Here is a 25,283-nt window from a genome sequence, read left to right as displayed (position 1 = left end):
GCAACAGCATGGGTTTTATTCCGTTCAAACTGGCGGTGAGTGCCGAAATGGTGTTTCTCGACCTGCCGTTCACCGAACGCGTCAAACGTATTCATGCCCAGGGCTTGAGCGTTGAAATCTGGGACTGGACCAACAAGGACATCGCCGCCCTGATTGCCACCGGCGCCGACTTCACCTCCATGACCGGCTACATCTCGGGCACCCTGACTGAACCCGAAGGCATTCGCCAGTTGCTCGACAGCGCCCGGGAATCACTGGCCGTGGCCGCGCAGCTGAACTGCCCGAGCCTCAACCTGCACGGCACCGGCCTGGGCGACCAGGGCTTGCCGGTCAAGCCGGTCAGCCATACCACTGGCCGCATGTGGCTGAGTGCCTGCAAGACCCTGGAGCAAATTGCCAGGCTGGGGGAAGCGGCCGGCAAGGTGTTCTTGCTGGAAAACCTCAACACACAGGTGGACCACCCCGGCACCCCGTTCGCCCGCGCCGAGGACACCCTGGCGTTGATCGAAGCCGTTGCCAGCCCGCACCTCAAACTGAATCTGGACCTTTACCATGCACAGATCGGCGAAGGAAACCTCATCGAGCTGATCCAGCGCGCGGGGCCGGCCATTGGCGAAATCCAGGTGGCGGATGTTCCGGGGCGCAAGGAACCCGGAACCGGCGAGATCCATTACCCGGCCATCGCCAGAGCCTTGCACGGCATCGGCTACAGCGGCGTGGTGGGACTGGAAGGCTGGGCCTCGGGCGACAGTGAGCTGGCCCTTGAGCGCTTCCGGCAAGCGTTCACCCTGCCCCGCCCGTAGTCGCTGACGAGGAACGAGGCTGCAAGCCGTTGCAATCGATGGATTCAATTACGGCTGCGGCGCCCCCGATCGCAGCCTCACGACTCGTCAACGATTACAGGTTTCAACGTAAAGGCCTGTTCATAACAACAAAAGGAAAACCCCCATGCGCTGCCGCTCTCTTTTTCTTGCCCCGCTGCTATTGCTCGCCAGCTCACTGGCGCTTGCCGATTACCGTATCGGCGTGAGCATCGCCAAGGTCGACGATAACTTCATGACCTATATCCGCAGCGGCCTGCAAGACGCCGCCAGGCGGGAAAACATCCAGATCCAGTTCGTCGACGCCCAGGGCGATGTGGTACGCCAGCTCAATCAGGTGCAGGACTTTCTCAGTCAGCAGGTGGATGCGGTGATAGTGCTGCCGGCCGACACCGGCGGTACCGCACGCATGACCCGGGCGGCCGTCGAAGCGAAGATTCCACTGGTGTATGTCAACCGCCACCCCGACACCAGGGAGCTGCCCGCAGGCGTGGTCACAGTGGCCTCCAATGACATCGAGGCCGGCCAGCTACAGATGCGTTTTCTGGCCGAGAAGCTCGGCGGCAAAGGCAATGTGGTCATCATCAAGGGCGATCTGGCGCAGAACGCCACCCATGATCGTACCGAAGGGGTCAAGCAGGTGCTCAAGGATTATCCCGGGATCAGGATCGTCGAGGAACAAAGTGGCGAATGGACCCGCAACAAAGGGATGGATCTGACCAGTAACTGGTTGCTGGCGGGCATCCCGTTCGATGCCATCATCGCCAACAATGACGAAATGGCCATTGGCGCCGCCATGGCGTTGCAGCAGGCCGGCAAGACCAAGGGCGAGATCCCGGTGGTCGGCATCGACGGCCTGCCCGACGGCCTCGCGGCGATCAAGCGCGGCCAGCTCGCAGCCTCCGTATTCCAGGACCCCAAAGCCCAGTCAAGCAAGGCCGTGGATGTCGCCCTGAAGCTGATCAAGGGCGAGCCCGTCGAGCCTGAAATCTGGGTGCCCTTCAAGCTGATCACCCCGGATCAGGTGGCGCTGTTTGAACAGAACTTCAACTAGGGGGCGCTCTCAATTGTCCGGAAACGGCAGGCTTTGCAGCCATTCACTGAAGGCAATCAGTGACGGCAGGTTCTGGTACCGGTTGGCATAGGCCAGGTAGTAGCTCCTGCCGCTTTCCAGGGGCTCGAACAGTGTCACCAGGGTGCCCGCCCTGATTTCGTCCTGCACCAGCACCCTTGGCACCAGGCCAATACCGATGCCTGCCACTACCGCCTGAATCAGATGCCCCGTCAGCTCGAAACCCGGCCCCGGACGCATCGCCCGATGATCCAGGCCGTGGCGCTCAAACCAGTCCGACCAGGCGTTGGGCCGTGACACCACACTGAGCAGCGAATGACTGGCAGCAAGGTCTGCCGGACTCATCCCGGCGTATTCAGGCAGCGCGGCAGGACTGGCCACCACCACCAGTGTTTCAGTCAGCAGCTTGTGCGAGATAAAGCCCGGCCACGGCCCTGCGCCCGCCACGATGATCGCGTTCATCTCGCCCGCAGCGCTGGCCAGGTCGGCGTGCATGATGCGCGAATGGATATGCACCACGATCTCGGGGTGCCGGGTGTAGAAGTCATTCATGCGCGGCAGCAACCACTTCGAACCGAACGTGGGCAGAACCGCCAGGTGCAGTGTCCCGCCCCGGGAGCTGAAGGCAATGGTCTGCAGCGTCGCGCTACGGATTCGCCCCAGCGCCGCTGCCAGCTCATGTTGATACAGGGCTCCGGCAGCCGTCAGCTCGATACGCCGCCCTTCGCGATGGAACAGCTCGACCCCGAGTAAAGCCTCCAGTGCCTGCACCTGGCGGCTGACAGCACTTTGGGTCAGTGACAGTTCATCCGCTGCCTTGGTGAAACTGCAATGCCTGGCCGCCGCTTCGAAAGCCACCAGTACCGACATCGAGGGGGTGAGGCGCCTCGGATTCATTCATAAACCTCATGCAAATGCTGCGTGTTTTACGTTTGTCTGCCCAGGTCGTAGCCCTGACAATGGGGTCATACCCAATTTCGCTCTAAGCCCGACTGACAAACGAGCATACGTTAAGCGAATACAGAAACGAATTCACTCAGCAGGAAACGCCGTCAATGATCGCCCGCCTCGCCCCCACGAACAGCCCGCAAGACATCTACCAGGCTTTTGTGCAGCAACTGAAAAACGAAGGGTTCGAAGGCGAGATCGCCAGCGATCATGGTTCACGCACGGTGCTGGCCACCGACAATTCAATCTATCAACGTCTGCCCCGGGTCGCCGTGTTTCCAAAGCATGACGCTGACGTCGGACGAGTGGCCAGACTCGCAGCCCAGCCCCAGTTCCGCTCGGTGGTACTGACGGCCCGCGGAGGCGGCACCGGCACCAACGGCCAGTCCCTCACCGACGGCGTGATTGTCGACCTCTCAAGGCACATGAACCGGATTCTCGAGATCAACGTTGAGGAGCGCTGGGTGCGGGTACAAAGCGGCGTGGTCAAAGATCAGCTGAACGCTGCGCTAAAGCCCCACGGCCTGTTCTTTGCCCCCGAGCTGTCCACCTCGAACCGGGCCACCATTGGCGGAATGATCAATACCGATGCCAGCGGCCAGGGCAGCTGCACCTATGGCAAAACCCGCGACCACGTATTGGCGCTGTCCACCATCCTGCTGGGCGGCAACAGGCTCGACAGCCAGGCCGTGGAGGCCGGCCATGCCCGGCAGCAAGCCAGCCGCCAGGACATGATCGGCGAGGTCTATCGCTGCACCCAGGAGATTGCCGACAACCAGCAACAGCTGATCCAGGACATCTTTCCCAAGCTCAATCGCTGCCTCACCGGCTACGACCTGGCCCACCTGCGCGAACCCGATGGCCGCTTCAATCTCAACAGCGTGCTGTGCGGTTCCGAGGGCAGCCTGGGGTTCATTGTCGAGGCCCGGCTCAATGTGCTGCCGATCCCCCGCCATAGCATTCTGGTCAACGTGGGCTACGCCGGTTTCATGGACGCGTTGCGCGATGCCAAGGCACTGATGGCGCTCAAGCCGCTGTCGATCGAGACCGTGGATTCAAAAGTACTGATGCTCGCGATGCAGGACATCGTCTGGCACGGCGTGGCTGAATATTTCCCCCAGGACCCCGCCCGCCCCACCCTGGGCATCAACCTGATCGAATTCAGCGACGATGACCTGCAGCGCCTGGAGCAGCGCGTGCATGACTTCACCCGGCACCTGAAGTCCGACACCAGCGTCAGCCGTCTGGGCCATACCCTGGCCGTCGGCAGCGAGGCGGTGAAGCGTGTCTACAGCATGCGCAAACGCTCAGTGGGGCTACTGGGCAATGTCCAGGGCGAAGCCAGGCCCCAGCCATTTGTCGAAGACACCGCCGTGCCACCGGAGAATCTGGCGGACTACATCGCCGAGTTTCGCGACCTGCTCGATAGCCACGGCCTCGAATACGGGATGTTCGGTCATGTGGATGCCGGCGTCCTGCACGTCAGGCCGATCCTTGATATGAAAGACCCGCAGCAGGCGGCACTGATCCGCCCGCTTTCGGACGCCGTCGCGGCACTGACGAAAAAGTACGGTGGCCTGCTGTGGGGCGAACACGGCAAAGGCCTGCGCTCTGAATATGTGCCTGAGTTTTTTGCCGGGCTTTACCCCTCGCTCCAGGCCATCAAGGCAGTATTTGACCCGTTCAACCAGTTGAACCCGGGGAAAATTGCCACACCGGCGACGCTGGCTGCAGCCGCATTGACCCGGGTCGACGAAGTCCCGTTGCGCGGCGACCTCGATCGCCAGATAGATCAACGGGTGTGGCAAAGCTATCAGACCGCCGTTCAGTGCAATGGCAATGGCGCCTGCTACAACTTCGATCCCGATGACGCCATGTGCCCATCCTGGAAAGCCACCCGCAACCGCATCCACTCACCCAAGGGCCGCGCCTCCCTGATACGCGAATGGTTGCGCCTGCAAGGGGCCCAGGGCGTGGACGTGCTGGGCAATCAAGCGCCAGCTTCGACCCTCGGGCACTGGCTTGGCAAAGCCCGCAACACCCTCGCCCGACAATTGGGGCAAAAGGATTTCTCCCACGAAGTCTACGAGGCCATGAGCGGTTGCCTGGCCTGTAAATCCTGCGCCGGACAGTGCCCGGTCAAGGTCAATGTCCCGGACTTCAGGGCACGCTTTCTTGAGCTTTATCACAGTCGTTACCTGCGCCCGCTCAAGGATTACGTGGTCGGCTCACTGGAGTTCAGCATTCCCGTTATTGCCCGCTTCCCGAGACTGTACAACGCCCTGCTGGGCGCCAGGCCGGTCAAGTGGATGCTTGAACATGGGGTCGGCATGGTCGATAGCCCGCTGCTGAGTCTGATGAACTTCGAGCAGCTGTGCGCCACATGGAAGGTGCAGACGGCGACGGTCAAAACCCTGTCCCGACTGACCCCGCAGCAGCGCAAGCGCAGCGTCATCCTGGTGCAGGATGCATTCACCCGCTACTTCGAGACGCCGCTGGCCGCACAGTGGATAGAGCTGATCGCGCGGCTTGGCTATCAGGTCTACCTCGCGCCGTTCTCGGCCAATGGCAAACCCCTTCAGGTGCAAGGCTTGCTGGGCGCCTTCAAGAAAGCCGCAACCCACAATGCCCGGGGCCTGCTGGCCCTGCAAAACTGCGGCGTGCCGCTGGTGGGACTGGACCCGGCGATGACCCTGGTCTACCGCCAGGAATATGCCAAGACCCTGGATCACGGCACGGTGCCCCAGGTTGCCCTGGCGCAGGAGTGGCTGGTGAGCGCCATGCCGATCCAGCCACCGGCCGCCCCGCAAAAGGTCTTTCACTTCTTGCCCCATTGCACAGAGCGCACCAATGAGCCCGCGAGCATTGATCTGTGGCAAAAGGTATTCGCAGGATGGGGGCTGAGCCTCAAGGTTTTGCCCAGCGGTTGCTGTGGCATGTCCGGCACTTACGGCCATGAAACACGCAACGTCAAAACTTCGCAGATCATCTACTCGCAATCGTGGCAGCCACTGGTAGAGCAGCATCACGGCGACGGTACGCTACTGGCGGACGGGTATTCCTGCAGAAGCCAGGTCAAGCGCCAGGACGGCAAAGAATTGCTGCATCCCCTGCAGGCGCTGCTTGGGCATTTGCGTGAGGGCGATCAACCCCCCCGGTAATCGCCGGCCGGCGATGATCGACGATAAAACCCGTGACTGCTGTTGGACGCGGCGTTTTTCAGATCATCGCCAGGCAGGCCCGCTTCGACCCGGGCCCGGGCAAAAAATCACGGGCAAAAAAAAGCCGCTATCGCTAGCGGCTTTTTTACTATCTGGCTCCACGACCTGGACTCGAACCAGGGACCCAATGATTAACAGTCATTTGCTCTACCAACTGAGCTATCGCGGAATGGCGTCTATCTTACTGATATAAAAAGAGAAGTCAACACTTTCGATGACTTCTCAGGGATTATTCAGATGACCTGAACAATCGCATCGGTAACCGCTTCAATGTTGCGCTGATTCAAAGAAGCGACGCAGATACGGCCGGTGTCGAGGGCATAGATACCGAACTCGGTACGCAGACGCGCCACTTGCTCAACGGTCAGGCCGGAGTACGAGAACATGCCACGCTGACGCGCAACAAAGCTGAAATCGCGCCCCGGAGCCTTCTTCGACAGCAGCTCTACCATTTGCAGACGCATGCCGCGAATGCGCAGGCGCATTTCAGCCAGCTCTTCTTCCCACATTGCACGCAGCTCAGGGCTGTTGAGCACCGCTGCGGCGATGGTTGCACCGTGGGTCGGCGGGTTGGAGTAGTTGGTGCGGATCACACGCTTGACCTGGGACAGAACCCGGGCGCTCTCATCCTTCGACTGGGTGATGACCGACAATGCACCCACGCGCTCGCCGTACAGCGAGAACGACTTGGAGAACGAGCTGGAAACGAAGAAGCTCAGGCCCGACTCGGCGAACAGGCGCACTGCTGCGGCGTCTTCGTCAATGCCGTCGCCAAAACCCTGGTAGGCCATGTCCAGGAACGGGATCAGGCCTTTGGCCTTGACCACGTCCAGCACGTTCTGCCAGTCGGCCGCCGTCAGATCGACGCCGGTCGGGTTGTGGCAGCACGCGTGCAGCACAACCACGGAGCCAGTCGGCAAGGCGTTGAGGTCTTCGAGCATGCCGGCACGGTTTACGTCATGGCTGGCAGCGTCGTAGTAGCGATAGTTCTGCACCGGGAAACCGGCAGCTTCGAACAATGCGCGATGGTTTTCCCAGCTTGGATCGCTGATGGCGACCACAGCACCCGGCTGCAGCTGCTTGATGAAGTCGGCACCGATTTTCAGTGCACCGGTGCCACCCACGGCCTGGGTGGTGATCACACGGCCAGCGGCCAGCAGCGGCGACTCGGCACCGAACAGCAGCTTTTGCACGGCTTGGTCGTAGGCGGCGATGCCATCGATCGGCAGGTAGCCACGGGATGCATGCTGAGCAACCCGGATCGTTTCGGCTTCGACAACGGCACGCAAGAGTGGAATTCGTCCCTCCTCGTTGCAGTAAACACCGACCCCCAGATTCACTTTGCTGGTACGAGTATCGGCGTTAAATGCTTCGTTGAGGCCCAGGATAGGATCGCGTGGTGCCATTTCGACAGCGGAGAACAGGCTCATTATTACGGCGGCTCTGAATGGGGAATGGAGGGGGTGACAACGCTCCAGCCGATTGCACTAGAGCGGTGCACAAACGGGGAGCAAGTATAAAGGCGATAGCGATTCGGGCAACAGGGGATTCCCGGTTTTGGCCAAGTATTTGCCTTTATTTTCGAGCCACTGGTCCAATTGCATGCTTTGCTCCGATGTCCATGTCAGAACGGCGCCTTGAAACAGTCAGTCACGACCTCCATATTTAGCCGTATCCTGTTTTCTCCTGCGGCTTGCGTCGCATGCAGTCTTTCTCGATCTACCAAGGTCCAAGCCTTTGATAGATGCGACCCAGAGGTCCGTTATGCCCGATTTCCAGCTAGTTACCCGCTTCGAGCCCGCAGGCGATCAACCCGAAGCCATTCGCCAGATGATCGAAGGCATCGAGGCCGGGCTGTCGCACCAGACCCTGCTCGGGGTAACGGGTTCGGGCAAGACCTTCAGCATCGCCAACGTGATCGCCCATGTGAATCGCCCGACCCTGGTGCTGGCCCCCAACAAAACCCTCGCGGCGCAGCTGTATGGCGAGTTCAAGTCGTTCTTCCCGAACAACGCGGTGGAATACTTCGTCTCGTACTACGACTACTACCAGCCCGAAGCCTACGTGCCCTCCTCCGATACCTTTATCGAGAAGGACGCCTCGATCAACGACCACATCGAGCAAATGCGCCTGTCTGCAACCAAGGCGTTGCTGGAGCGCAAGGACGCAATCATCGTCACCACGGTGTCGTGCATCTACGGCCTGGGCAGCCCGGAAACCTATTTGAAAATGGTCTTGCACGTCGATCGTGGCGACAAACTCGACCAGCGTGAACTGCTGCGCCGCCTGGCTGACCTGCAGTACACCCGCAACGACATGGACTTCGCCCGCTCGACGTTTCGGGTACGCGGCGATGTGATCGACATCTACCCGGCCGAATCCGACCTCGAAGCCGTGCGCATCGAACTGTTCGATGACGAAGTCGAAAGCATCAGCGCCTTTGACCCGCTGACCGGCGAAGTCATCCGCAAGATGCCGCGCTTTACCTTCTATCCGAAAAGCCACTACGTGACGCCCCGGGAAACCCTGCTGGACGCAGTCGAAGGGATCAAGGAAGAACTCAAGGAACGCCTGGAGTACCTGCGCGCCAACAATAAACTGGTGGAAGCCCAGCGTCTTGAACAACGCACCCGCTTCGATCTGGAAATGATCATGGAGCTGGGCTACTGCAACGGTATCGAAAACTACTCGCGCTACCTCTCCGGTCGCGAGTCCGGAGCGCCGCCGCCGACCCTGTTCGACTACCTGCCGGCCGACGCCTTGCTGGTGATCGACGAGTCCCACGTCAGCGTGCCGCAGGTGGGCGCCATGTACAAAGGCGACCGTTCGCGTAAAGAAACCCTGGTGGAGTACGGCTTTCGTTTGCCGTCGGCCCTGGATAACCGGCCGATGCGTTTTGACGAATGGGAACGCATCAGCCCGCAGACCATTTTCGTCTCGGCCACCCCCGGCAACTATGAGGCCGAGCATTCGGGCCGGGTCGTGGAACAGGTGGTGCGTCCGACCGGCCTGGTGGACCCGCAAATCGAAATCCGCCCGGCACTGACCCAGGTCGACGACCTGCTGTCCGAAATAGCCAAGCGCGTGGCGCTGGAAGAGCGGGTGCTGGTCACCACCCTGACCAAGCGCATGTCCGAAGACCTCACCGACTACCTGGCCGACCACGGCGTGCGCGTTCGCTACCTGCACTCGGACATCGACACCGTGGAGCGGGTCGAGATCATCCGCGACTTGCGCCTCGGGGTATTCGATGTGCTGGTGGGGATCAACCTGCTGCGTGAAGGCCTGGACATGCCCGAAGTGTCGCTGGTGGCGATTCTCGATGCCGACAAGGAAGGCTTCCTGCGTTCCGAGCGTTCATTGATCCAGACCATTGGCCGTGCCGCCCGTAACCTCAATGGCCGGGCGATCCTGTACGCCGACCGCATCACCGGTTCGATGGAACGGGCGATTGGCGAAACCGAGCGCCGTCGCGACAAACAGATCGCCTTTAACCTGGCCAACGGAATTACGCCCAAAGGCGTGTTCAAGGATGTCGCCGACATCATGGAAGGCGCAGTGGTGCCCGGCTCGCGCAGCAAGAAGCGCAAAGGCATGGCCAAGGCGGCCGAGGAAAACGCCAAGTACGAAAACGAACTGCGTTCGCCGAGCGAAATCAGCAAGCGCATCCGCCAGCTGGAAGAAAAAATGTACGCCCTGGCCCGCGACCTGGAGTTCGAGGCCGCGGCACAAATGCGCGACGAAATCGGCAAGCTCAGGGAGCGGTTGCTGCAGGTTTAATCCCCGCCCAACCCTGACCCTGACCTGTAGGAGCGAGCTTGCCTCGCGAGCTTTTGATCTTGAAAGAGCTCGCGAGACAAGCTCGCTCCTACAGGGTGTGATGTTTGCGGTGCCTCAGTCAGCCACCGCCGCCACCGCTTCTACCTCAAACAGCATCGCCTCCAGCGCCAGGCGCGGCACCGGAATCAAGGTGCAGGCCGGCGCCGGTAGCGCTCCCCAGACCCGCGCAATTTCCGCCCCCAGAATATGCAAGCGCTCCTGACTGTGATCAACGATCAGTACCGTCAGCTTGGCCACATCCTTGATCTGGGCATCGGCAGCGGCCAGGGCAATCTGCAGGTTGGCGAACGCCTGACGTACCTGCCCGGCGAAATCCGCCGCAAGCTCACTGTCGGCGTTCTCTCCCCCCTGACCCGCGGTGTAGACCAACCGCACATTCGGCGCCAGGCGGGCCACATGGGAATAGCCATTGCCCGAAGGGTCATACAGACCGGCAGGGTTCAGCAGTTGCACGGCGGGGTGAAGATTCTTGTCCATAAAAGTCGCACCTTGGGCAGTTGAATTTGCAAGCGCGCCATTCAACCATTGCCGCCCGTGCCTGTACCAGTGCCCTCGCGGCACAGGTCGCAAATATGTCAGGATGATGCGCAGCTGCGCGACACAGACCCGACACCCAAGGATGAACATGACCGCCATCAACACTCAGACGCCTTTTGTTCCAGGGCGCCTCGAACAAATGTCGACCCGCATCGCCTTTTTTATCGCCGGTTTCGGACTGGCCGCATGGGCGCCACTGGTGCCCTACGCCAAGGCCCGGGCCGGGCTCGATGAAGCCACCCTTGGCCTGTTGCTGCTATGCCTCGGTGCGGGCTCGATTCTGGCAATGCCCATCGCCGGCCTGCTGGCCACGCGCTTTGGCTGTCGCCGGGTGACGATTGGCGGCACCCTGCTGATTTGCCTGGCGCTGCCGCTCCTGGCCACCGCCAGCTCCATACCGCTGCTGATCGCCACATTGTTTGTATTCGGCGCAGGCCTGGGGGTCGTTGATTCCACCATCAACCTGCAAGCGGTGATCGTCGAGCGCGCCAGCGGCCGCAACATGATGTCGGGCTTCCACGGTCTGTTCAGTGTCGGCGGGATTGCCGGTGCGGCCGGTGTCAGCGCCCTTCTGGCGCTGGGGATGACGCCGCTGTGGGCAATTATGGTGGTGATTGTGCTGACCCTCGCCGCCTTGCTCAAGGCTGCGCCGCACCTGCTGTCTTACGGCAGTGAGAGCACCGGCCCGGCGTTTGCAGTGCCCCACGGCGTGGTGCTGTTTATCGGGCTGCTGTGTTTTACCGTGTTCCTGGCCGAAGGCGCGATGCTCGACTGGAGCGCGGTGTTCTTGACCACCGAGAAACAGATCGGCGAAGCCTATGCCGGGCTTGGCTATGCCGCCTTTGCCGTGACCATGACCGCTGGCCGCTTGACCGGCGACAGCATCGTCAGACATCTCGGGGCGCGCCGGGTGATAGTCCTGGGCGGTCTGTTCGCCGCAGCCGGGCTGGCCCTGGCAACCCTGGCGCCGGGCTGGGAACTGGCCCTGGCCGGCTATGCCCTGGTGGGTATCGGTTGTTCCAATATCGTGCCGGTGCTGTACACCGCGGTCGGCAAACAAACCGTAATGCCCGAGAACATTGCCGTACCGGCCATCACCACCCTGGGCTATGCGGGGATACTGGCGGGCCCGGCGGCCATCGGCTTTGTCGCCCATGCCAGCAGCCTGAGCATTGCCTTCCTGTTGATCGCCGCCATGCTGGTGGCCGTAGCCATCAGCGGACGGATCCTGAAGGTCTAAAAATAACCTCGCTCCTACAGGGGAAATCCCCGTGCATTGGCCGAAGGTCCAAAAATGGCCCCGCCCAGGTTGCCGGCTGGGCGGCCAGTGTCACTGCTGTCGTGGTGATGAAAATCAGGCTTGTCGACCTGAAACATCCACCACGATTTTCCCCAAATGGTTGCCTTGAGCAAGGGCCTTCAGCGCCTCTGTGGCCTGCTCAAAGCCATAGACGCTGTCAATTATCGGATGAAGCCTGGCTATGCCTGCAAAGGCATTGAGTGCTTCGAACATCTCTCTGGAGCCCACCATCATCCCTCGCAAAATCGCGCTCGTTTGTAAAAGGCTCAGGGCATTGATCGTTTCACCGGGAGGCACTCCAAGCAGACTGACAATACCCCCTGCGCGGGCACTTGCAATTGATTGAACGAGGCTTCCCGGCGCCCCCGTCTCAACAACATAGTCAGCGCCCATGCCGCCTGTAAGTCGCAGAACTTCCTTGCTCCACTGCGGCGTCGTACTCGTATTGATGGTCTCTATCGCACCTAACTTGCGAACTTGAACGAGTTTTGCTTCTTTCGACGATGTAGTGATAACCCGGGCACCTGCGGCAAGGGCTATCTGGGCCGCAAAGATTGAGACTCCACCAGTACCCAGGGTCAGTACCGTCTGGCCGGGTTGTAGCGCTTTGAGGCCATACAGCGCGTTCCACGCCGTCACACCTGCTACCGGCAAGGTTGATGCCTCGCGATATGACATGTGCTCAGGGATCGCCACAACGCCTTGTTGATCGAGAACGACGATCTCCGCCAGCATTCCATCGAGCGAGCCGCTGAGCATGTTGTCAAAGGCATCGTCTGGTTGTCGTCCGCCAAACCAGTTCTGTACAAAGATTCCAGCCACACGGTCGCCGACTTCCCAGCGCGTTACACCTTCTCCGATTGCGATGATTTCGCCCGCACCGTCAGAAGCCGCTATAGCCTGAGGGCTATGGACAGGGAGTCCGTAGCCCTTGCTTGCCAGCAGCACATCGCGAAAATTGAGTGACACCGCGTGTACTCGAATCGCAACCTGTCCACGACCAGGCTCGGGATCGGGACGCTCTACCAGCTTCCAGGTATCAAGACCGCTTTGATCGCCAATTTCATAAGCTCGCATTTTTGAATCTCCCAACAATCAATCATCAATCGAAGGAGAGTCTACCCGCCCCGGGGTAGAATTTATGGCTCAACACATTTGATCCAATGGTGAGGAAAATTCAACATGAAAGCGAAGATGAGCGAGCTGTCTGCTTTCGTTGCTGTCGCCACACACCTCAGCTTTCAAAAGGCAGCAATTGAGCGCGGAGTCACACGTTCGGCGATAAGCCATGCAGTCAAAACCCTGGAGCAACATCTAGGCGTCAGACTGCTCAACCGCAACACCAAAGCTGTGACCTTGACCGAACCGGGTGAGGAATTACTGCAACGCCTCAAGCCTGCTTTCGATGAGGTTGCCAGTGCACTGGACGATCTTAATAAATTTCGCGGTACGCCCTCTGGCACGGTCAAGCTAACGGTGCCCCGGGCCGTAGCGCACCTGATTCTTGGTGGGGTCCTGGCCAAGCTCTTGCGTGAGAACCCCGGCCTTTGTGTTGATGTATCGTGCGACGACAGTCTGGTTGACATCGTGGCAGGAGGTTTTGACGCGGGCATCCGATTTGGCAGGAGCTTGAGGCCTGACATGATCGCCATACCCTTGAAGCAAAACCTCGAATTTGTGGTTGTTGGCTCGCCGGAATATTTTCAAGGACATGACGTACCGAAAACGCCGGAAGACCTCTTGGCTCACAGTTGCATTCGCTACCGCCTCGCCAGTGGTGTGGTTTTTCCGTGGGAGTTTGCCAAGGGGAAAGAACAGGTAAGCGTCGAAACCAACGGCAGGCTGACGCTGGACGACCAGCGAATGATGATCGAGTCTGCCCTGGCGGGATCAGGATTGGCCCTGGTTTTTTCAGACCTTGTAAAAGCTGAAATTGAGAGCGGCCAGCTTGTCCGATGCTTGAAAGGGTGGACATGCTCAATTGGTGATCTTTACGTTTATTACAGCAATCGACGTCACGTCCCCGCAGCGTTGAGGGCACTGATCAACGCCCTGAAGCAATAGTAAGCATGGGGCATAAATAGCCCCGCATTCCGTAGGAGCGAGCTTGCTCGCGAGCCTTTCAAGATCAAAAGATCGCGAGACAAGCTCGCTCCTACAGAGACGGGCGGGTTTCAGAAGCCCACGCTTGCCTGGACGAAGAAGGTGCGGGGTTCTCCGAGGTAGATCCCGGAGTTGTTGTCGCTGGAACGGGTGAAGTACTGCTGGTTGAACAGGTTCTTGATCCCCGCGCCCACTTTCAGGTTCGAAGCCTCAGGCCCGAAGTCGTAGCCCACACGGGTGCTCCAGGTCGCATACCCCGGAATGTCTCCGTATTGACCGTCCGCGGTCGGGTCGGTGATGTAGGTGCCGCCGGTACCCGGCGCATGCTGTTTGGACTGGGCAAACATGTCGAGGTTGTAGGTCCAGCGGTTGACCGCATAACGCGCCCCCAGGTTGGCCACCTGACGCGAATACAGCGGCAGGTCGCGGCCCTTGAAGTTCATGATGTCACCCTCGGCCACCGCCTTGGTGTAGGTGAACCCCGCATTGACCGACAGCCCGTCAAGACGGGCATCCAGCGCCGCCATGTCGTAGTGGATCGAGGTCTCGATACCCTGGTGCCTGGTGGCTCCGAGGTTGGTCCAGCCCACATCGTTGCTGATGTATTGCAGCTCATCGGCAAAGTCGATGTAGAACAGTGTCACTTCACCGCCCCACACCCCATTGTCATAGCGCGTCCCCAGTTCATAGGTCTTGGCTTTTTCCGGACGCAAACCTGCCGCCGTCTGGTCCCCCGTGCCACCCTGCCCCAGCTGGAAGTACTGCAGGCTGCCAAACGAAGTCTCGTAGTTGGCAAACAGCTTCCACGCGTCCGAGAGGTGGTACATCACGCTCAGGGCCGGCAGCGCTTCGCTACTGTCGATGCTGCGGTTTTTCTCCGGCACCGGCACACCCTTGCCATCCAGCACCGGGCGGTCGTGCCAGTTGGTGCTGATGCGCTCGAAACGGATCCCCGGGGTGACCGTCCAGTTACCGACATCGATCTTGTCATCGATATAGAAGGCGTTGGCCTCCGTGCCCCCGGTTCGGTCCTGATACACATGACCGTCGCCTTTGGGCCCCGGTACCGGCACGTTATCCACCAGTTCCAGCATGCTCGCCTGCTCGTGCATCGCTTCCTTGAGGTAGCGATAACCGACCCCGACCTCCTGGGTCACCGGCCCCAGCGTGAAGACATGGGACACCCGCGGCTCGATGCCGAAGGTGTGATAGTTACGCGGGTAGGCCGACAGGGTTTGCAGGTTGCGCGCGGCAATATTGCTGCCACGGAAACTGTCGGTGTAATAGGTCAGGACTTCAAACTGGGTCTGGTCGTCGATCTGGCGCAGGTACTTGAAGGACACGTCCTTGCGCCGTCCGCTGAAGTTGTCGTAGTCGCGCACCGACTGGTACGGATCGGCGTCGAACTGCGCCTGGGTCAGGCCCCCGGGCATGTCCGCCGTGGCGTCGTAATAATGGAAGTTGAGGCTGAAATCATCCTGATCGGTGGGCGCCCAGTGGGTCTTGAGCAACACGTCAGTGATGTCGTTGTCATTGTTGCGTGCCCGATAGCCATCACCCTTGACCCCGGAGTACAGCAGCGCCGCCCCGATACCATTGTCGGCGGTACCGCCCAAAAAGGCCGACTCCATGTGCTTCCAGCCACCACGCTCGGAGGTCTCCAGGGTGGTGCCGACTTCACCGGCAAAGGTTTCGGGAATCGCCCGGGTCACAAAGTTGATCACCCCGCCCACGTTCTGTGGTCCGTAACGCACCGAGCCGGCACCGCGCACCACGTCGATGCTGTCCAGGTTGCCCGAGGAAATCGGCGCCATTGCCAACTGTGGCTGGCCATAAGGGGCGAAGGCCGCGGGCACTCCGTCAATCAACACCGTGGAGCGCGGCGACAGGCGCGAGGTCAGGCCACGCACCCCCACGTTCAGGGAAATATCACTGCCACCGGTACCATTGGGCGCCTGTACCTGGACCCCGGGGATCTTCTTCAGCACGTCGCTGACATTCATCGCGCCCTGCTCGACCATCGCTTCGCGGCGCACCACGGTACGGGCGCCGGGATGGTTCTGCACCACCGCCGCATTGGCATCACCCAGCCAGTCGCCCACCACTTTCACATCCACCGGGCCCAGTTCCAGCGGGCCGGAAGCCGCTGAAGCACTGACCGCAGGTGCTGCCTGCAGGATCACCGCATCGCCGTTCAATTCGTAGCTCAGGCCGCTGCCCTGGAGCAATGCGTGCAATGCCTGCTCCGGCGACAAGTTGCCATCGACCGCCGGGGCCTGTTTGCCGGCCACCAGCTGCGGGCTGAAGAACACCTGCAATGAAGTCTGGCGGGCCAGCTGGCTCAGCGCTGCGCCCAAAGGCTGGGCCTGAATATGGATGGCACTGGAGGCAGGCTCACCGGCAAACGCAGCCGGCAACCCCGCACTGACGGCCAGGGCCAGTGCCAGCGGCAACCAGCGGCCTGGTTTAATCGAAAAAGAGCAGCTCAAAGGTGTTTCAAGCGCAGAAAGTCGCCCACGGAGATTGTTATTTTTCACGTCGAGTCTTGCCCTGTAGATCGCACTTGAGTGCGACTGTTAATGCAAACCAGTTGCAGTTGATCTAGAAGACGAAGAACTCGGAAAAAACCTGAATCCAGCAGCCAATTATTATCGGGCCACTATTTCCTGACTGCCGTCCGCACGGGTGTTAATGGCCACCGGCAAGATTCGCGGCAAGGCCTTGAGCAAGGCATCGGTGTCAGCGGTTTTGAACACGCTGGTCAGCCGGAGCCGGGCCACGGCCGGATCGGTCACGTGCAACGGCTGCTGACGATAGCGCGAGACCTCGGCGGCCACTTGCGCCAGGCTTGCATCATTGAACTGCAGTTGCCCCGTGCGCCACGCCGTCAGCGCCCGGGTATCCACCGCCAGCGGTGCGTCTACCTGCCCCTGTGCATCGACCCGGGTGCCAAGCCCCGCGGTCAGGCTGACCGCGCCCGAGGCATCGCTGCCCTGCACCCGGACATGCCCCGACTCCACCGCAACCCGGGCCTGATCACCGTCGCGACGGACATCAAAGCGGGTGCCGGTAACCGTCACCTGCCCGGCACCGGCGCGCACCACAAAGGGTCGGGACGTATCATGGGCAACGCTGAACATCACCTCGCCCTGCTCGAGCTCGACCCTGCGCTGCTGCCCCTCAAAGCTGACCTTGACCCGGCTGCGACTGTTGAGCTCGATCGATGAGCCGTCGGGCAACTGCACTTCACGGTATTCGCCCGCCAGTGTGGAAAATTCGCCGTGATAGGCACCCGGCTCCTGCCATTGCAGGCTTAAACCGGCCCCCAGCGCCAGCAACAGGCTGGCGGCCAGCCCCCAGGCCATGACCGAACGGCGTTTGGGCGCTCTGTCCGGCAGTTCACACAGCGCCTGCAAGCGGGCTTCTGGCAGCAGATCGGTGGCCGACCACAGGCTTGCCAGCCATTGGTACTCAGCCTCATGGCTGGCATCCCGGGTGCGCCAGGCCTCGAATTCGGCCTGTTCGGCAGGGCTCAGGGACTGTGCCTGCACCCGCGCAAACCAGGTCGCGGCGGCATCGCGCACGCTCGCGCTGTCACCCGTACAGTCACGGCTATCCATCATCCTGTCCTTATCTGATGTCGTCACGGCGCCTCCACCCGCTCACGCAGATGGCGCAGCGTGCGGATCATATACTTTTCCACCATGTTCCTGGACAGCCCCAGGCGCTCGGCAATCTCGGCCTGGGTCAGGCCTTCGATCTTTTGCCAGACAAACACCTTGCGGCAATTGAGCGGCAGTTCCTGCAAGGCTCTTTCAACCGCCTCGGCCAACTGGTAAGCGCGCATGTACTGCTCCGGATCGCCCGTTTCGCACGAGCTTGGGGGAACGGCAGCCTGCTCCTTGGCATCGCGTAACTCTTCCCGGCGAAAACCGTCGACCGCGATATTGCGCGCGGTCTGATGCAAATAGGCACGGGGCTGCTCGACCGCATCCGGGCCGGATTCGAACACCCGGACAAAAGTGTCATGAGCCAGATCCTGCGCCTGCTGACGATTGCGCAGACGGCGGGTCCAGGTCCCGATCAACTCATCGTAATATTCAAGAAAACCCGCCCGGCGGGGCGCTTTACGAGTCATCGCTCTGGACTACAAAGGTGGGGGCGCGAATAGTAATGCTTCCTATTAATGCAGGCAATGACTTGCCCATGGCGCTGCCGCCCCCGCCTGCCCGACAACCGTCACCGGCAGCGGTTTGCGCCACACAATCTTTGATAATGGTTCTTATTTGCTCTAGATTAGGCTCCTTTTGCCCCAGGACCCTCCCATGTTCGAGTTGCAGGCCGTCTCTTTCGACATTCCCGAGCGCACCCTCCTGTACCCGCTGGACCTGACCCTGGCCCATGGCCAGATCATCGGCCTGATCGGGCATAACGGCTCGGGGAAATCGACCCTCATCAAGTTGCTGGCCCGCCAGCAAGTCGCGAGCCAGGGCACAGTGAAACTCGATGGCGTGCCGTTGCCGGCCTGGAAAAACCGCGAATTCGCCCGCCAGGTGGCCTACTTGCCGCAACAACTGCCGGCCGCCGACGGCCTCACCGTGCGCGAACTGGTGCGCTTTGGCCGCTATCCCTGGCATGGCGCACTGGGACGCATGAGCGAGGAGGATCACGCCCAGGTCGAACAGGCCATGGCACTGACCCACACCGGCGCCTATGCCGAGCGCCTGGTGGACAACCTCTCCGGCGGCGAACGCCAGCGGGTCTGGCTGGCCATGTTGCTGGCACAGAACAGCCGCTACCTGCTGCTCGACGAGCCGACCTCGGCACTGGACATCGCACATCAGGTAGAGGTGCTGGGGCTGATTCGCGAACTGAGCCACAAACTGGATCTGGGGGTGGTGGTGGTGCTGCATGAAATCAACATGGCGGCGCGCTACTGCGACCACCTGGTGGCGTTGCACAGCGGCCGTTTACTGATCCAGGGGCCACCGGCAGAGCTGATGAACAGTGCCGTGCTGGAATCCATCTACGGCATCCGTATGGGCGTCATGCCCCACCCCCACGACGGCTCGGCAATCAGTTTTCATTACTGAACCGGTGGCGGATTTTTATCCCGCCCGCACGCAAGAAGGCTTGCCGGACGGCTTGACCTTCAACGGGCAGTTGCCGCACAGCTCGAGTTCCGGCAGCAGGTAGCGCACGCAGCAGACCTTGCGCTCGCGGCGCATGGTCGGCTGGCCCTGTTCGTCGGTGACCGGCAGGTACTGCACCGGCTGGAACAGCGGGTTGCGGCTGCCATCGGGGCGGACCCGGGTTTCCAGCAGCGCACGCCCCGCAGCCAGGCGTTCGGCGGGCATGCCGGCCCTGGCCATCAGGTTGAGCAGATTTTCGAAGTAGTTGCCGGCATTGCTCCACAGCACCTTGGGTGAAACCTTGACCTGGCTGGCCATGGCCTGGAACAGCGGCTGCAAATGGTCGTCCAGCAAGCCCGCGAACAGCTCGAACGGATCACTCACCTGGGGCGCGAACGGCTCGCCCTTGCCCGACAGGCGAAAGCCCTGGGGCAGATGCCCCTCGTCCAGCAGCACGGCGGTGTCGGCGAGAGCCAGCGGCAGGCGCCAGCGCAGCAATAACGTGGCGCCCATCACCGGCGGCAACAGCTTGACGATGTAGTGCTTGGCCCACAAAGACGCCAGGGCCCGCCGGTCGTCGCCGTTATAGCGCTGAGCAAAACCGCCCAGCACGTCGCTGAAGGCCGCAGGCGCCAGGAGCGCGTCACAGGGAATGGCCGGACGAGGATCGTCGGCCAGCACCAGCACCTCCCGGTAGGCTTCAAAATCACCGCGAAACAGCGGTGCAAGCACGTCGATCATCAGCCCCTGGCACCCTGTTCAAAAAGGTAAATGAGAAACAGCATCATTCACCCAGCATACCCGAACCGCCGCCGGGATTCAGCCATCAGGCCGAAACGCTGTGCAGGGCCCGTGCTTCCTGGCCCGAACGGGGCTGGCGAATGCCATCCAGACGTTGCTCCAGGGCGGCGGCAATTTCCCCCGAACGGGCCGGCAGCACGGACAACAGGGTGTCGCTCAGGCCATGGGAATGCTGGCTGAAACCCTGGATAAACACCGGGGTTTCCAGTTCCGGGCTTGCCAGCAGTTGATAGTCGCGATCGACCCGAAAATCGTCCAGATAGTCCTTGAGCGGAGCCAGCAGCTCGCGATGGGAGCGACGTTCGTAGCCGGTCGCCAGGATCACCGCATCGTAACGCCGCGCCTCGCTGCTGCCGGTGGCCAGATCCCGCAGTTGCAACTGCACGCGGCCATCCACATCAATGGCGCTTTCGATCATGCGCCGGCAGAGGAAGGCGTGGCGCTCGCTGCCGCTGACTTTCTGGCGATAGAGAATGGCGTAGATGCGCTCGATCAGGTCCAGGTCCACCACCGAATAGTTGGTGTTGTGGTATTCGCGGATCAGCCGCTCGCGCTCGGTTTCCGGCTGATTGAACACCAGGTCGGTGTAATCGGGGCCGAAGATCTCGTTGACGAACGGGCTGTCGTCGGCGGGCTTGAGCACGGCCGCGCGCAGGATCATGTCGACCTGCACGTTCGGGTAGTTGTCACTGAGGTCGATAAAGGCCTCTGCGGCGCTCTGCCCGGCACCCACCACGGCAATCCGCATTGACTCGCCACGGTTGCACGCCTGGGTGGCCATGGCCGACAGGTAGCGCGCATGGTGAAACACCCGGGGGTCGTCCTTGAACCCGGCAAAGGCCGGGGGAATCTTCGGCGTACCGCCGGTGCTGACGATCACCGAGCGGGTCTGGCGGCTCACTTCACGGCCTTGCTGGTTCTGGCTGATCACATTCAGCCGCTGCACCCGGCCGTCCGCTTCCACCACCGGCTCGACGCGCAGCACTTGCTCGCCATAGCGGCTCTGCCCGGCGAACTGCACGGCGACCCAGCGCAGATAGTCGTTGTACTCCATGCGGCACGGATAAAAGGTGCCCAGGTTGATGAAGTCCACCAGTCGGCCATGGGCCTTGAGGTAGTTGACGAACGAGAAGCGGCTCGACGGGTTGCGCAGGGTCACCAGGTCCTTGAGGAACGAAATCTGCAGTTCGCTCTGGGCCACCAGGGTATTGCCATGCCAGTTGTAGTCGGGCTGGCGCTCCAGGAACAGTGCGTCGAATGCCTTGCCGCACTGCTCCGCGCGCTCTTGCAGGGCAATGGCCAGGGCCAGGTTGGAAGGGCCGAAGCCGATGCCGATCAGGTCGTGGGTGGCCGTCGGGTTGAAGTGCTGGGTCATGGGACCGATTCCTTCCTGTAGAGAGTGAGAGAGCGGTGGCCGGACCCGGGTCCGGCCGCTGGAGAATGTGTCTTTAGAAGACGCTTGCGGCCTCGGCGAATTTAACCCCCTCTGCCTGGCCATTGAGCTCAAGAGCCGCCAGAGCCCGGGCAAAATCGGCCATGAAGACCGGGTGACGGATGATGTCCAGATGGTGCGCATCGGCCACACAGCTGTGCTCGATCACCTCCACCAGCGCGCTCCAGTCCCGCAGGCGCTCGCTGCGGGTCAGGGAATCGGCGGCCTGCCAGACATGGGCCGCCACCGGCAACGGCGCGTGCACATGGCGGGCAGCTTTCAAGCGTTTGTCGAGCAAGGCCCATTGTTCGAATTCCCGGGACAGCAAGTCCGGTCCGTCGCTGGGCAATTGCCCGTCGTGGGCCAGCACATGCTCGGTCAGGGCATCACGCTCGCGCTCGTCCATCAGCGCGAACAATTGCCGCCACTGTCTGGCCATGGCCGAGCGTGCCAGCCAGCTTTCCAGCAACGGTTGTGCCCGGGCATGTGCGCCCTCGTCGAGGGCCTGGCGCGGGTGAAACAGCACCGACTCAAATACATCCACCAGGCCAAGGAACTCGACCTGCGCCCGTCCTTGCAGCAGGCGCGCGGTTTCCAGCGCCAGCTCGCCCCCGGACGACCAGCCGAGCAAGGCGCAGCGCCCGCCCTTGACCGTGCGCGCGATGTAGTCGGCGTACTCCCGGGCCAGCGCGGGCAGATCATAGCCACGCCAGCGTTGCTCGGTGTAGACGTGACTGACGAATCCATACACCGGCCGTGAGCCGCCCAGGGCATCCACCAGCGGCTTGAATTCACTGCTGTTGACGATCAGCCCCGGCAGGCAGAACAGCGGCACTCCACGCCCCGAACGCGACAGGAACACCACCTCCGGGTCGTTCACCGGCGGTGGCGCCAGATGTTCGGCCAGCGCCGCCAGGCTCGGGGCATTGAGCAAGTCGGCCAGGGTCAGCTTGCGCTCACCCTGCAGGCCTTGCTTGCGGATGCGCGCCAGTAACTTGAGGCTCAGCAGCGAGTCGCCCCCCAGTTCGGTAAAGGAGGCGTCGCGGCAAATAACCGCCTGCCCCAGCAAATCGCTCCACAGCTGCGCCAGCGCCTCTTCCACCGCACCGCGCGGGCCCTCGCCCAGGGGCCGGACCGTTTGCGCCAGGGTCAGGGCGTGCCGGTCAAGCTTGCCGTTGGCAGTCAGCGGCAGCTGCTCCAGCACTGTCCAATGGGACGGCACCAGGGCGTCCGGCAATTGCCTGGCCAGGGACTCGCGCAGGGCTTGCACAGCGATGCCCGGCTCCAGCACCAGACAGGCATGCAGTTGATCGCCGCCCTCTTCCCCGGGCATGGCGATCACGGCCGCATCCCGCACCCCGGCCAGACGCCGCAGCGCGGCACTGACTTCGCCGGGCTCGACCCGATAACCACGGATTTTCACCTGGTCATCGCTGCGGCCCAGGTATTCCAGGCTGCCGTCATCCAGCCGGCGTACCCGGTCACCACTGCGATACAGGCGTGTACCGGGTGCGCCGAACGGGTCCGGCACATAGCGCTCGGCAGTCAGCCCCGGGCGGCCCGCGTAGCCCTGGGTAACACCCGGGCCGCCCAGGTACAGTTCACCGCTCACCCCTCGCCCCACCGGGTTCAGATAAGCATCCAGTACCCGGGCCACAACGGCGGCCAGCGGAGTGCCGACGGGCAAGGTGCGGGCGCGCAGCGGGTCGGCAGCGGCGGCGTCCTGGCACAGCGCCCCCACAGTCGTCTCGGTGGGGCCGTAGTGGTTGAACACCCGCAACTGCGGGGCCAGCTGGCGAATCTGCTGCAGCAGCCCCCAGGACGTGGCTTCGCCGCCGAGGATCAAGCTGTGCCGCGGCAGCACCCGGGCCGGATCGCGGGCGTTGAGCAAGGCCTGCAAATGACTGGGGGTGATTTTCAGCACGTCGGCTCCCTGTTCGCTTTGCCAGTGGGCAAAGGCATCGGGGTCGAAGGCCTGATCATCGTCGGCCAGGTGCAGCACCCCGCCCTGGCTCAGGGCGCTGAACAGCACCGTGTGCCCGAGGTCGGCGGCCACCGTCGAGACCATGGCGAAGCTGCTGCGGGCCGGCAATTGCAGGCGCTGGCTGAGCCCCGCGACATAGGCGGCCAGGTTGCCGCGACTGGCGACCACGGCCTTGGGCGTGCCACTGGAACCTGAGGTGTAGATCAGATAAGCGGGCAACTGCGGCACCCGGGCTGGCCAGGCCCTCAGCGCCGTGGGCAGGGTCAAATCCGCCTCCAGCGCCAGCCAGTCCAGACCCGGCACCCCGGGATCGGCACCCAGCACCAGACACGCCCCGCTGTCGGCCAGGACTGCCGAACGGCGTTCGGCCGGCCAGCGCGGGTCCACGGGCACATAGGCGGCGCCACACTTGAGGGTAGCCAGAATGCCGGTCACCAGCCCCGCTGTACGTCCGGTCAACAAGGCCACCCGGTCACCGGGACCTACGCCCCGGGCCAGCAGCTGTTGGCCAAGGGCCTCGGCGGCGCGGTCAATATGCCCGCGGCTGAAAGTCAGACCGTTGCAGGTCACGGCTGCGGCGTCAGGGCTGAGCAGATGCTGGCGCTGCCAGGCATCAAGCACATCCTCAGTGGCGATTGCCGGTGCATCGGCGCGGTATTCAGGCTTGACGGCAAGTTCCAGCAAGGGTTGCTCCGGCGCCAGACTCACGGCTTCGGCCAGCACTCGCAGCTCATCCGCCAGGGCTTCGATGCGCCCGGCATCGAACAGGTCGCAGGCATAGGCGATCAGCACTTCGATGCCATCGGCGCGGTCTGTGAAGTCCACACTCAGGTCGAAATGCACTTCCCCCGCCACCAGCCCGTCCAGCCCCATGGACAGATCGGCGAAGCGCTGCGGGCGGCTGGCCGACTGCTCGGTGCACTTGACCTGGAACAGCGGGTGAGTGCCCGCCTCGCGGGGTGGCGCCAGCGCTTGCAAGAGCTGGTCGAACGGCAGTTGGGAATGTTCCTGGGCCTGGAGCAAGGTGCCGCGCACCTGATGCAGCAGCGCAGTAAAACTGCAGCGCTCATCGACCCGGTTGCTCAACACGCTGAGGGTGGTGAAGTAGCCCACCACCCGTTGGGTTTCAGCCCGCGAGCGGTTGGCCAGCGGCGAACCGATGCGCACGCTGTCGGCGCCGCTGTGGCGGGCGAGCAACAGGTTGAGCAGCGCCAGCATGGCCATGAAGGTGGTGGCGCCGCCGGCCTTGGCCAGGTTGCGCAAGCGTTGGCTGGTATCGCCGGGCAATTGCACGCGCACACTGGCACCGCGTGACTCGCGAACAGCGCTGCGGGGGCGGTCCAGCGCCAGCGCCAGGGGCGTGTGATCGTCCCCCAGTTGTTTGCGCCAATAATCCAGTTGCCGGGTTTGCTCCCCCGCATCCAGCCAGCGTTGTTGCCAGCCGGCGTAATCGGCGTATTGCACGGTCAGCGCCGGCCATTGCGCGGCCTGCCCCTGACAGCGCGCGGCATAGGCCGTGGCCAGATCTTCGATGATCAGGCCGATGGACCAGCCATCGGCAAGGATGTGATGCAGCACGATCACCAGCCGGTGCTGCTGGGCATCAAGGCGATGCAGTTCCAGTCGCAGCGCCGGTTCGGCCAGCAGGTCAAACGCCTGGCACGTCAGCGCCTGGGCCCTTTGCCGCGATGCGCCCTCGTCCAGTTCCAGGCAGGCCAGTGGCTGGAATTGCTGCGGGTTGACCCGTTGCTGCGGCTCGCCGTCGGCGTCCTGGGTAAAGGAGGTACGCAGCGCTTCGTGACGGGCGCGCAAGTCGTTGCAAGCCTGTTCCAGGGCCTCGACATTCAGCAGCCCCCCCAGACGCAGGCCCCCCGCCAGGTTATAGGCCGGGCTGTCCGGCTCGCGCTGCCAGGCAATCCACAGGCCGCGCTGGGCGGCGGACAGAGGTGAGGCATCCGGCCGGGGCAGCGCGACCATCGGCAGGTCGGTAAAGCGGATGCCGTTTTCCTCGAGCCTGGCGAGAAAAGCCTGGCGCCGCTCGGGGGACAGTTCGGCGAAACGCCGGGCGATTTGGTGCGGATCAATACTCATC

General features: G+C 62.2%; 17 protein-coding genes and 1 tRNA gene. 7 read left to right on the top strand and 11 right to left on the bottom strand.

From position 1 onward, the window contains the following. Positions 1 to 8: 8 nt before the first annotated feature. Complete coding sequence (locus EQV90_RS15665; RefSeq protein WP_160627868.1) at positions 9 to 803, top strand: TIM barrel protein; 795 nt, start codon at positions 9 to 11, stop codon at positions 801 to 803. Between the two features lie 145 nt (positions 804 to 948). Next, a complete protein-coding gene (locus EQV90_RS15660; RefSeq protein ID WP_010657438.1) occupies positions 949 to 1,875 on the top strand; it encodes a sugar ABC transporter substrate-binding protein in 927 nt (308 codons plus the stop codon). A gap of 9 nt (positions 1,876 to 1,884) precedes the next feature. Here the strand turns inward: EQV90_RS15660 and EQV90_RS15655 are convergent, their stop codons facing one another. After that, the gene (locus EQV90_RS15655; protein ID WP_029613017.1) at positions 1,885 to 2,790 is read right to left on the bottom strand and encodes a LysR substrate-binding domain-containing protein; all 906 of its coding nucleotides are present in this window, start codon (positions 2,788 to 2,790) and stop codon (positions 1,885 to 1,887) included. A gap of 158 nt (positions 2,791 to 2,948) precedes the next feature. On the opposite strand from EQV90_RS15655, the gene EQV90_RS15650 reads away from it, so the two are divergent. Then, the gene (locus EQV90_RS15650) at positions 2,949 to 6,002 is read left to right on the top strand and encodes an FAD-binding and (Fe-S)-binding domain-containing protein (RefSeq protein ID WP_240878379.1); all 3,054 of its coding nucleotides are present in this window, start codon (positions 2,949 to 2,951) and stop codon (positions 6,000 to 6,002) included. Between the two features lie 153 nt (positions 6,003 to 6,155). Here the strand turns inward: EQV90_RS15650 and EQV90_RS15645 are convergent. Beyond that, a tRNA-Asn gene (locus EQV90_RS15645) sits at positions 6,156 to 6,231 on the bottom strand. 64 nt (positions 6,232 to 6,295) lie between these two features. After that, complete coding sequence (locus tag EQV90_RS15640) at positions 6,296 to 7,492, bottom strand: amino acid aminotransferase (RefSeq protein ID WP_010657441.1); 1,197 nt, start codon at positions 7,490 to 7,492, stop codon at positions 6,296 to 6,298. A 334-nt stretch (positions 7,493 to 7,826) separates the two neighbouring features. Between EQV90_RS15640 and uvrB the strand changes: the two genes are divergently transcribed. Continuing rightward, positions 7,827 to 9,842: an excinuclease ABC subunit UvrB gene (uvrB, locus tag EQV90_RS15635; RefSeq protein WP_003446281.1), complete on the top strand. Its 2,016-nt coding sequence runs from the start codon at positions 7,827 to 7,829 to the stop codon at positions 9,840 to 9,842. 114 nt (positions 9,843 to 9,956) lie between these two features. On the opposite strand, the gene EQV90_RS15630 is transcribed toward uvrB, so the two are convergent. Beyond that, positions 9,957 to 10,379, bottom strand: coding sequence for a RidA family protein (locus tag EQV90_RS15630; RefSeq protein ID WP_003446282.1), 423 nt, complete (start codon positions 10,377 to 10,379; stop codon positions 9,957 to 9,959). 148 nt (positions 10,380 to 10,527) lie between these two features. Between EQV90_RS15630 and EQV90_RS15625 the strand changes: the two genes are divergently transcribed. Further along, a complete protein-coding gene (locus EQV90_RS15625; protein WP_010657443.1) occupies positions 10,528 to 11,679 on the top strand; it encodes an MFS transporter in 1,152 nt (383 codons plus the stop codon). A gap of 114 nt (positions 11,680 to 11,793) precedes the next feature. On the opposite strand, the gene EQV90_RS15620 is transcribed toward EQV90_RS15625, so the two are convergent. Further along, a complete protein-coding gene (locus EQV90_RS15620; protein WP_240878378.1) occupies positions 11,794 to 12,816 on the bottom strand; it encodes an NAD(P)-dependent alcohol dehydrogenase in 1,023 nt (340 codons plus the stop codon). 105 nt (positions 12,817 to 12,921) lie between these two features. Between EQV90_RS15620 and EQV90_RS15615 the strand changes: the two genes are divergently transcribed. Continuing rightward, positions 12,922 to 13,803, top strand: coding sequence for a LysR family transcriptional regulator (locus EQV90_RS15615; protein WP_003444892.1), 882 nt, complete (start codon positions 12,922 to 12,924; stop codon positions 13,801 to 13,803). 110 nt (positions 13,804 to 13,913) lie between these two features. Here the strand turns inward: EQV90_RS15615 and EQV90_RS15610 are convergent, their stop codons facing one another. The 3 genes from EQV90_RS15610 to EQV90_RS15600 form a co-directional block, all read right to left on the bottom strand. Beyond that, on the bottom strand, positions 13,914 to 16,331 hold the full coding sequence (locus EQV90_RS15610) for a TonB-dependent receptor (protein ID WP_003444894.1): 2,418 nt from the start codon (positions 16,329 to 16,331) through the stop codon (positions 13,914 to 13,916). Positions 16,332 to 16,490: 159 nt separating this feature from the next. Then, complete coding sequence (locus EQV90_RS15605; protein ID WP_240878377.1) at positions 16,491 to 17,462, bottom strand: FecR family protein; 972 nt, start codon at positions 17,460 to 17,462, stop codon at positions 16,491 to 16,493. 23 nt (positions 17,463 to 17,485) lie between these two features. Then, a complete protein-coding gene (locus tag EQV90_RS15600) occupies positions 17,486 to 17,980 on the bottom strand; it encodes a sigma-70 family RNA polymerase sigma factor (protein ID WP_010657397.1) in 495 nt (164 codons plus the stop codon). Positions 17,981 to 18,167: 187 nt separating this feature from the next. On the opposite strand from EQV90_RS15600, the gene EQV90_RS15595 reads away from it, so the two are divergent. Beyond that, positions 18,168 to 18,935: an ATP-binding cassette domain-containing protein gene (locus tag EQV90_RS15595; RefSeq protein ID WP_240878376.1), complete on the top strand. Its 768-nt coding sequence runs from the start codon at positions 18,168 to 18,170 to the stop codon at positions 18,933 to 18,935. Between the two features lie 15 nt (positions 18,936 to 18,950). Here the strand turns inward: EQV90_RS15595 and fhuF are convergent, their stop codons facing one another. The 3 genes from fhuF to EQV90_RS15580 form a co-directional block, all read right to left on the bottom strand. Beyond that, positions 18,951 to 19,715 (bottom strand): siderophore-iron reductase FhuF, encoded by a 765-nt coding sequence (gene fhuF, locus EQV90_RS15590; protein WP_003444901.1) that lies wholly within the window; start codon positions 19,713 to 19,715, stop codon positions 18,951 to 18,953. Between the two features lie 85 nt (positions 19,716 to 19,800). Then, positions 19,801 to 21,150, bottom strand: coding sequence for a SidA/IucD/PvdA family monooxygenase (locus EQV90_RS15585; protein ID WP_240878375.1), 1,350 nt, complete (start codon positions 21,148 to 21,150; stop codon positions 19,801 to 19,803). Between the two features lie 73 nt (positions 21,151 to 21,223). Then, a complete protein-coding gene (locus tag EQV90_RS15580; RefSeq protein WP_240878374.1) occupies positions 21,224 to 25,282 on the bottom strand; it encodes an amino acid adenylation domain-containing protein in 4,059 nt (1,352 codons plus the stop codon). Position 25,283 lies beyond the last annotated feature (1 nt).

This window comes from Pseudomonas sp. TMW22089, from assembly GCF_022496645.1.
GTDB lineage: Bacteria > Pseudomonadota > Gammaproteobacteria > Pseudomonadales > Pseudomonadaceae > Aquipseudomonas > Aquipseudomonas paraversuta.
The sequence above is the reverse complement of the archived record's forward strand: the minus strand, read 5'-3'. Positions and strand labels throughout refer to the sequence as shown.

Bases quoted from the DNA above. Each gene is read 5' to 3' on its own strand.
- EQV90_RS15660 (WP_010657438.1), top strand. From the start codon at position 949: ATGCGCTGCCGCTCTCTTTTTCTTGCCCCGCTGCTATTGCTCGCCAGC.
- fhuF (WP_003444901.1), bottom strand. From the start codon at position 19,715: ATGATCGACGTGCTTGCACCGCTGTTTCGCGGTGATTTTGAAGCCTAC.
- EQV90_RS15655 (WP_029613017.1), bottom strand. From the start codon at position 2,790: ATGAATCCGAGGCGCCTCACCCCCTCGATGTCGGTACTGGTGGCTTTC.
- uvrB (WP_003446281.1), top strand. From the start codon at position 7,827: ATGCCCGATTTCCAGCTAGTTACCCGCTTCGAGCCCGCAGGCGATCAA.
- EQV90_RS15585 (WP_240878375.1), bottom strand. From the start codon at position 21,150: ATGACCCAGCACTTCAACCCGACGGCCACCCACGACCTGATCGGCATC.
- EQV90_RS15580 (WP_240878374.1), bottom strand. From the start codon at position 25,282: ATGAGTATTGATCCGCACCAAATCGCCCGGCGTTTCGCCGAACTGTCC.
- EQV90_RS15630 (WP_003446282.1), bottom strand. From the start codon at position 10,379: ATGGACAAGAATCTTCACCCCGCCGTGCAACTGCTGAACCCTGCCGGT.
- EQV90_RS15640 (WP_010657441.1), bottom strand. From the start codon at position 7,492: ATGAGCCTGTTCTCCGCTGTCGAAATGGCACCACGCGATCCTATCCTG.
- EQV90_RS15600 (WP_010657397.1), bottom strand. From the start codon at position 17,980: ATGACTCGTAAAGCGCCCCGCCGGGCGGGTTTTCTTGAATATTACGAT.
- EQV90_RS15615 (WP_003444892.1), top strand. From the start codon at position 12,922: ATGAAAGCGAAGATGAGCGAGCTGTCTGCTTTCGTTGCTGTCGCCACA.
- EQV90_RS15595 (WP_240878376.1), top strand. From the start codon at position 18,168: ATGTTCGAGTTGCAGGCCGTCTCTTTCGACATTCCCGAGCGCACCCTC.
- EQV90_RS15620 (WP_240878378.1), bottom strand. From the start codon at position 12,816: ATGCGAGCTTATGAAATTGGCGATCAAAGCGGTCTTGATACCTGGAAG.
- EQV90_RS15665 (WP_160627868.1), top strand. From the start codon at position 9: ATGGGTTTTATTCCGTTCAAACTGGCGGTGAGTGCCGAAATGGTGTTT.
- EQV90_RS15605 (WP_240878377.1), bottom strand. From the start codon at position 17,462: ATGGATAGCCGTGACTGTACGGGTGACAGCGCGAGCGTGCGCGATGCC.
- EQV90_RS15625 (WP_010657443.1), top strand. From the start codon at position 10,528: ATGACCGCCATCAACACTCAGACGCCTTTTGTTCCAGGGCGCCTCGAA.
- EQV90_RS15650 (WP_240878379.1), top strand. From the start codon at position 2,949: ATGATCGCCCGCCTCGCCCCCACGAACAGCCCGCAAGACATCTACCAG.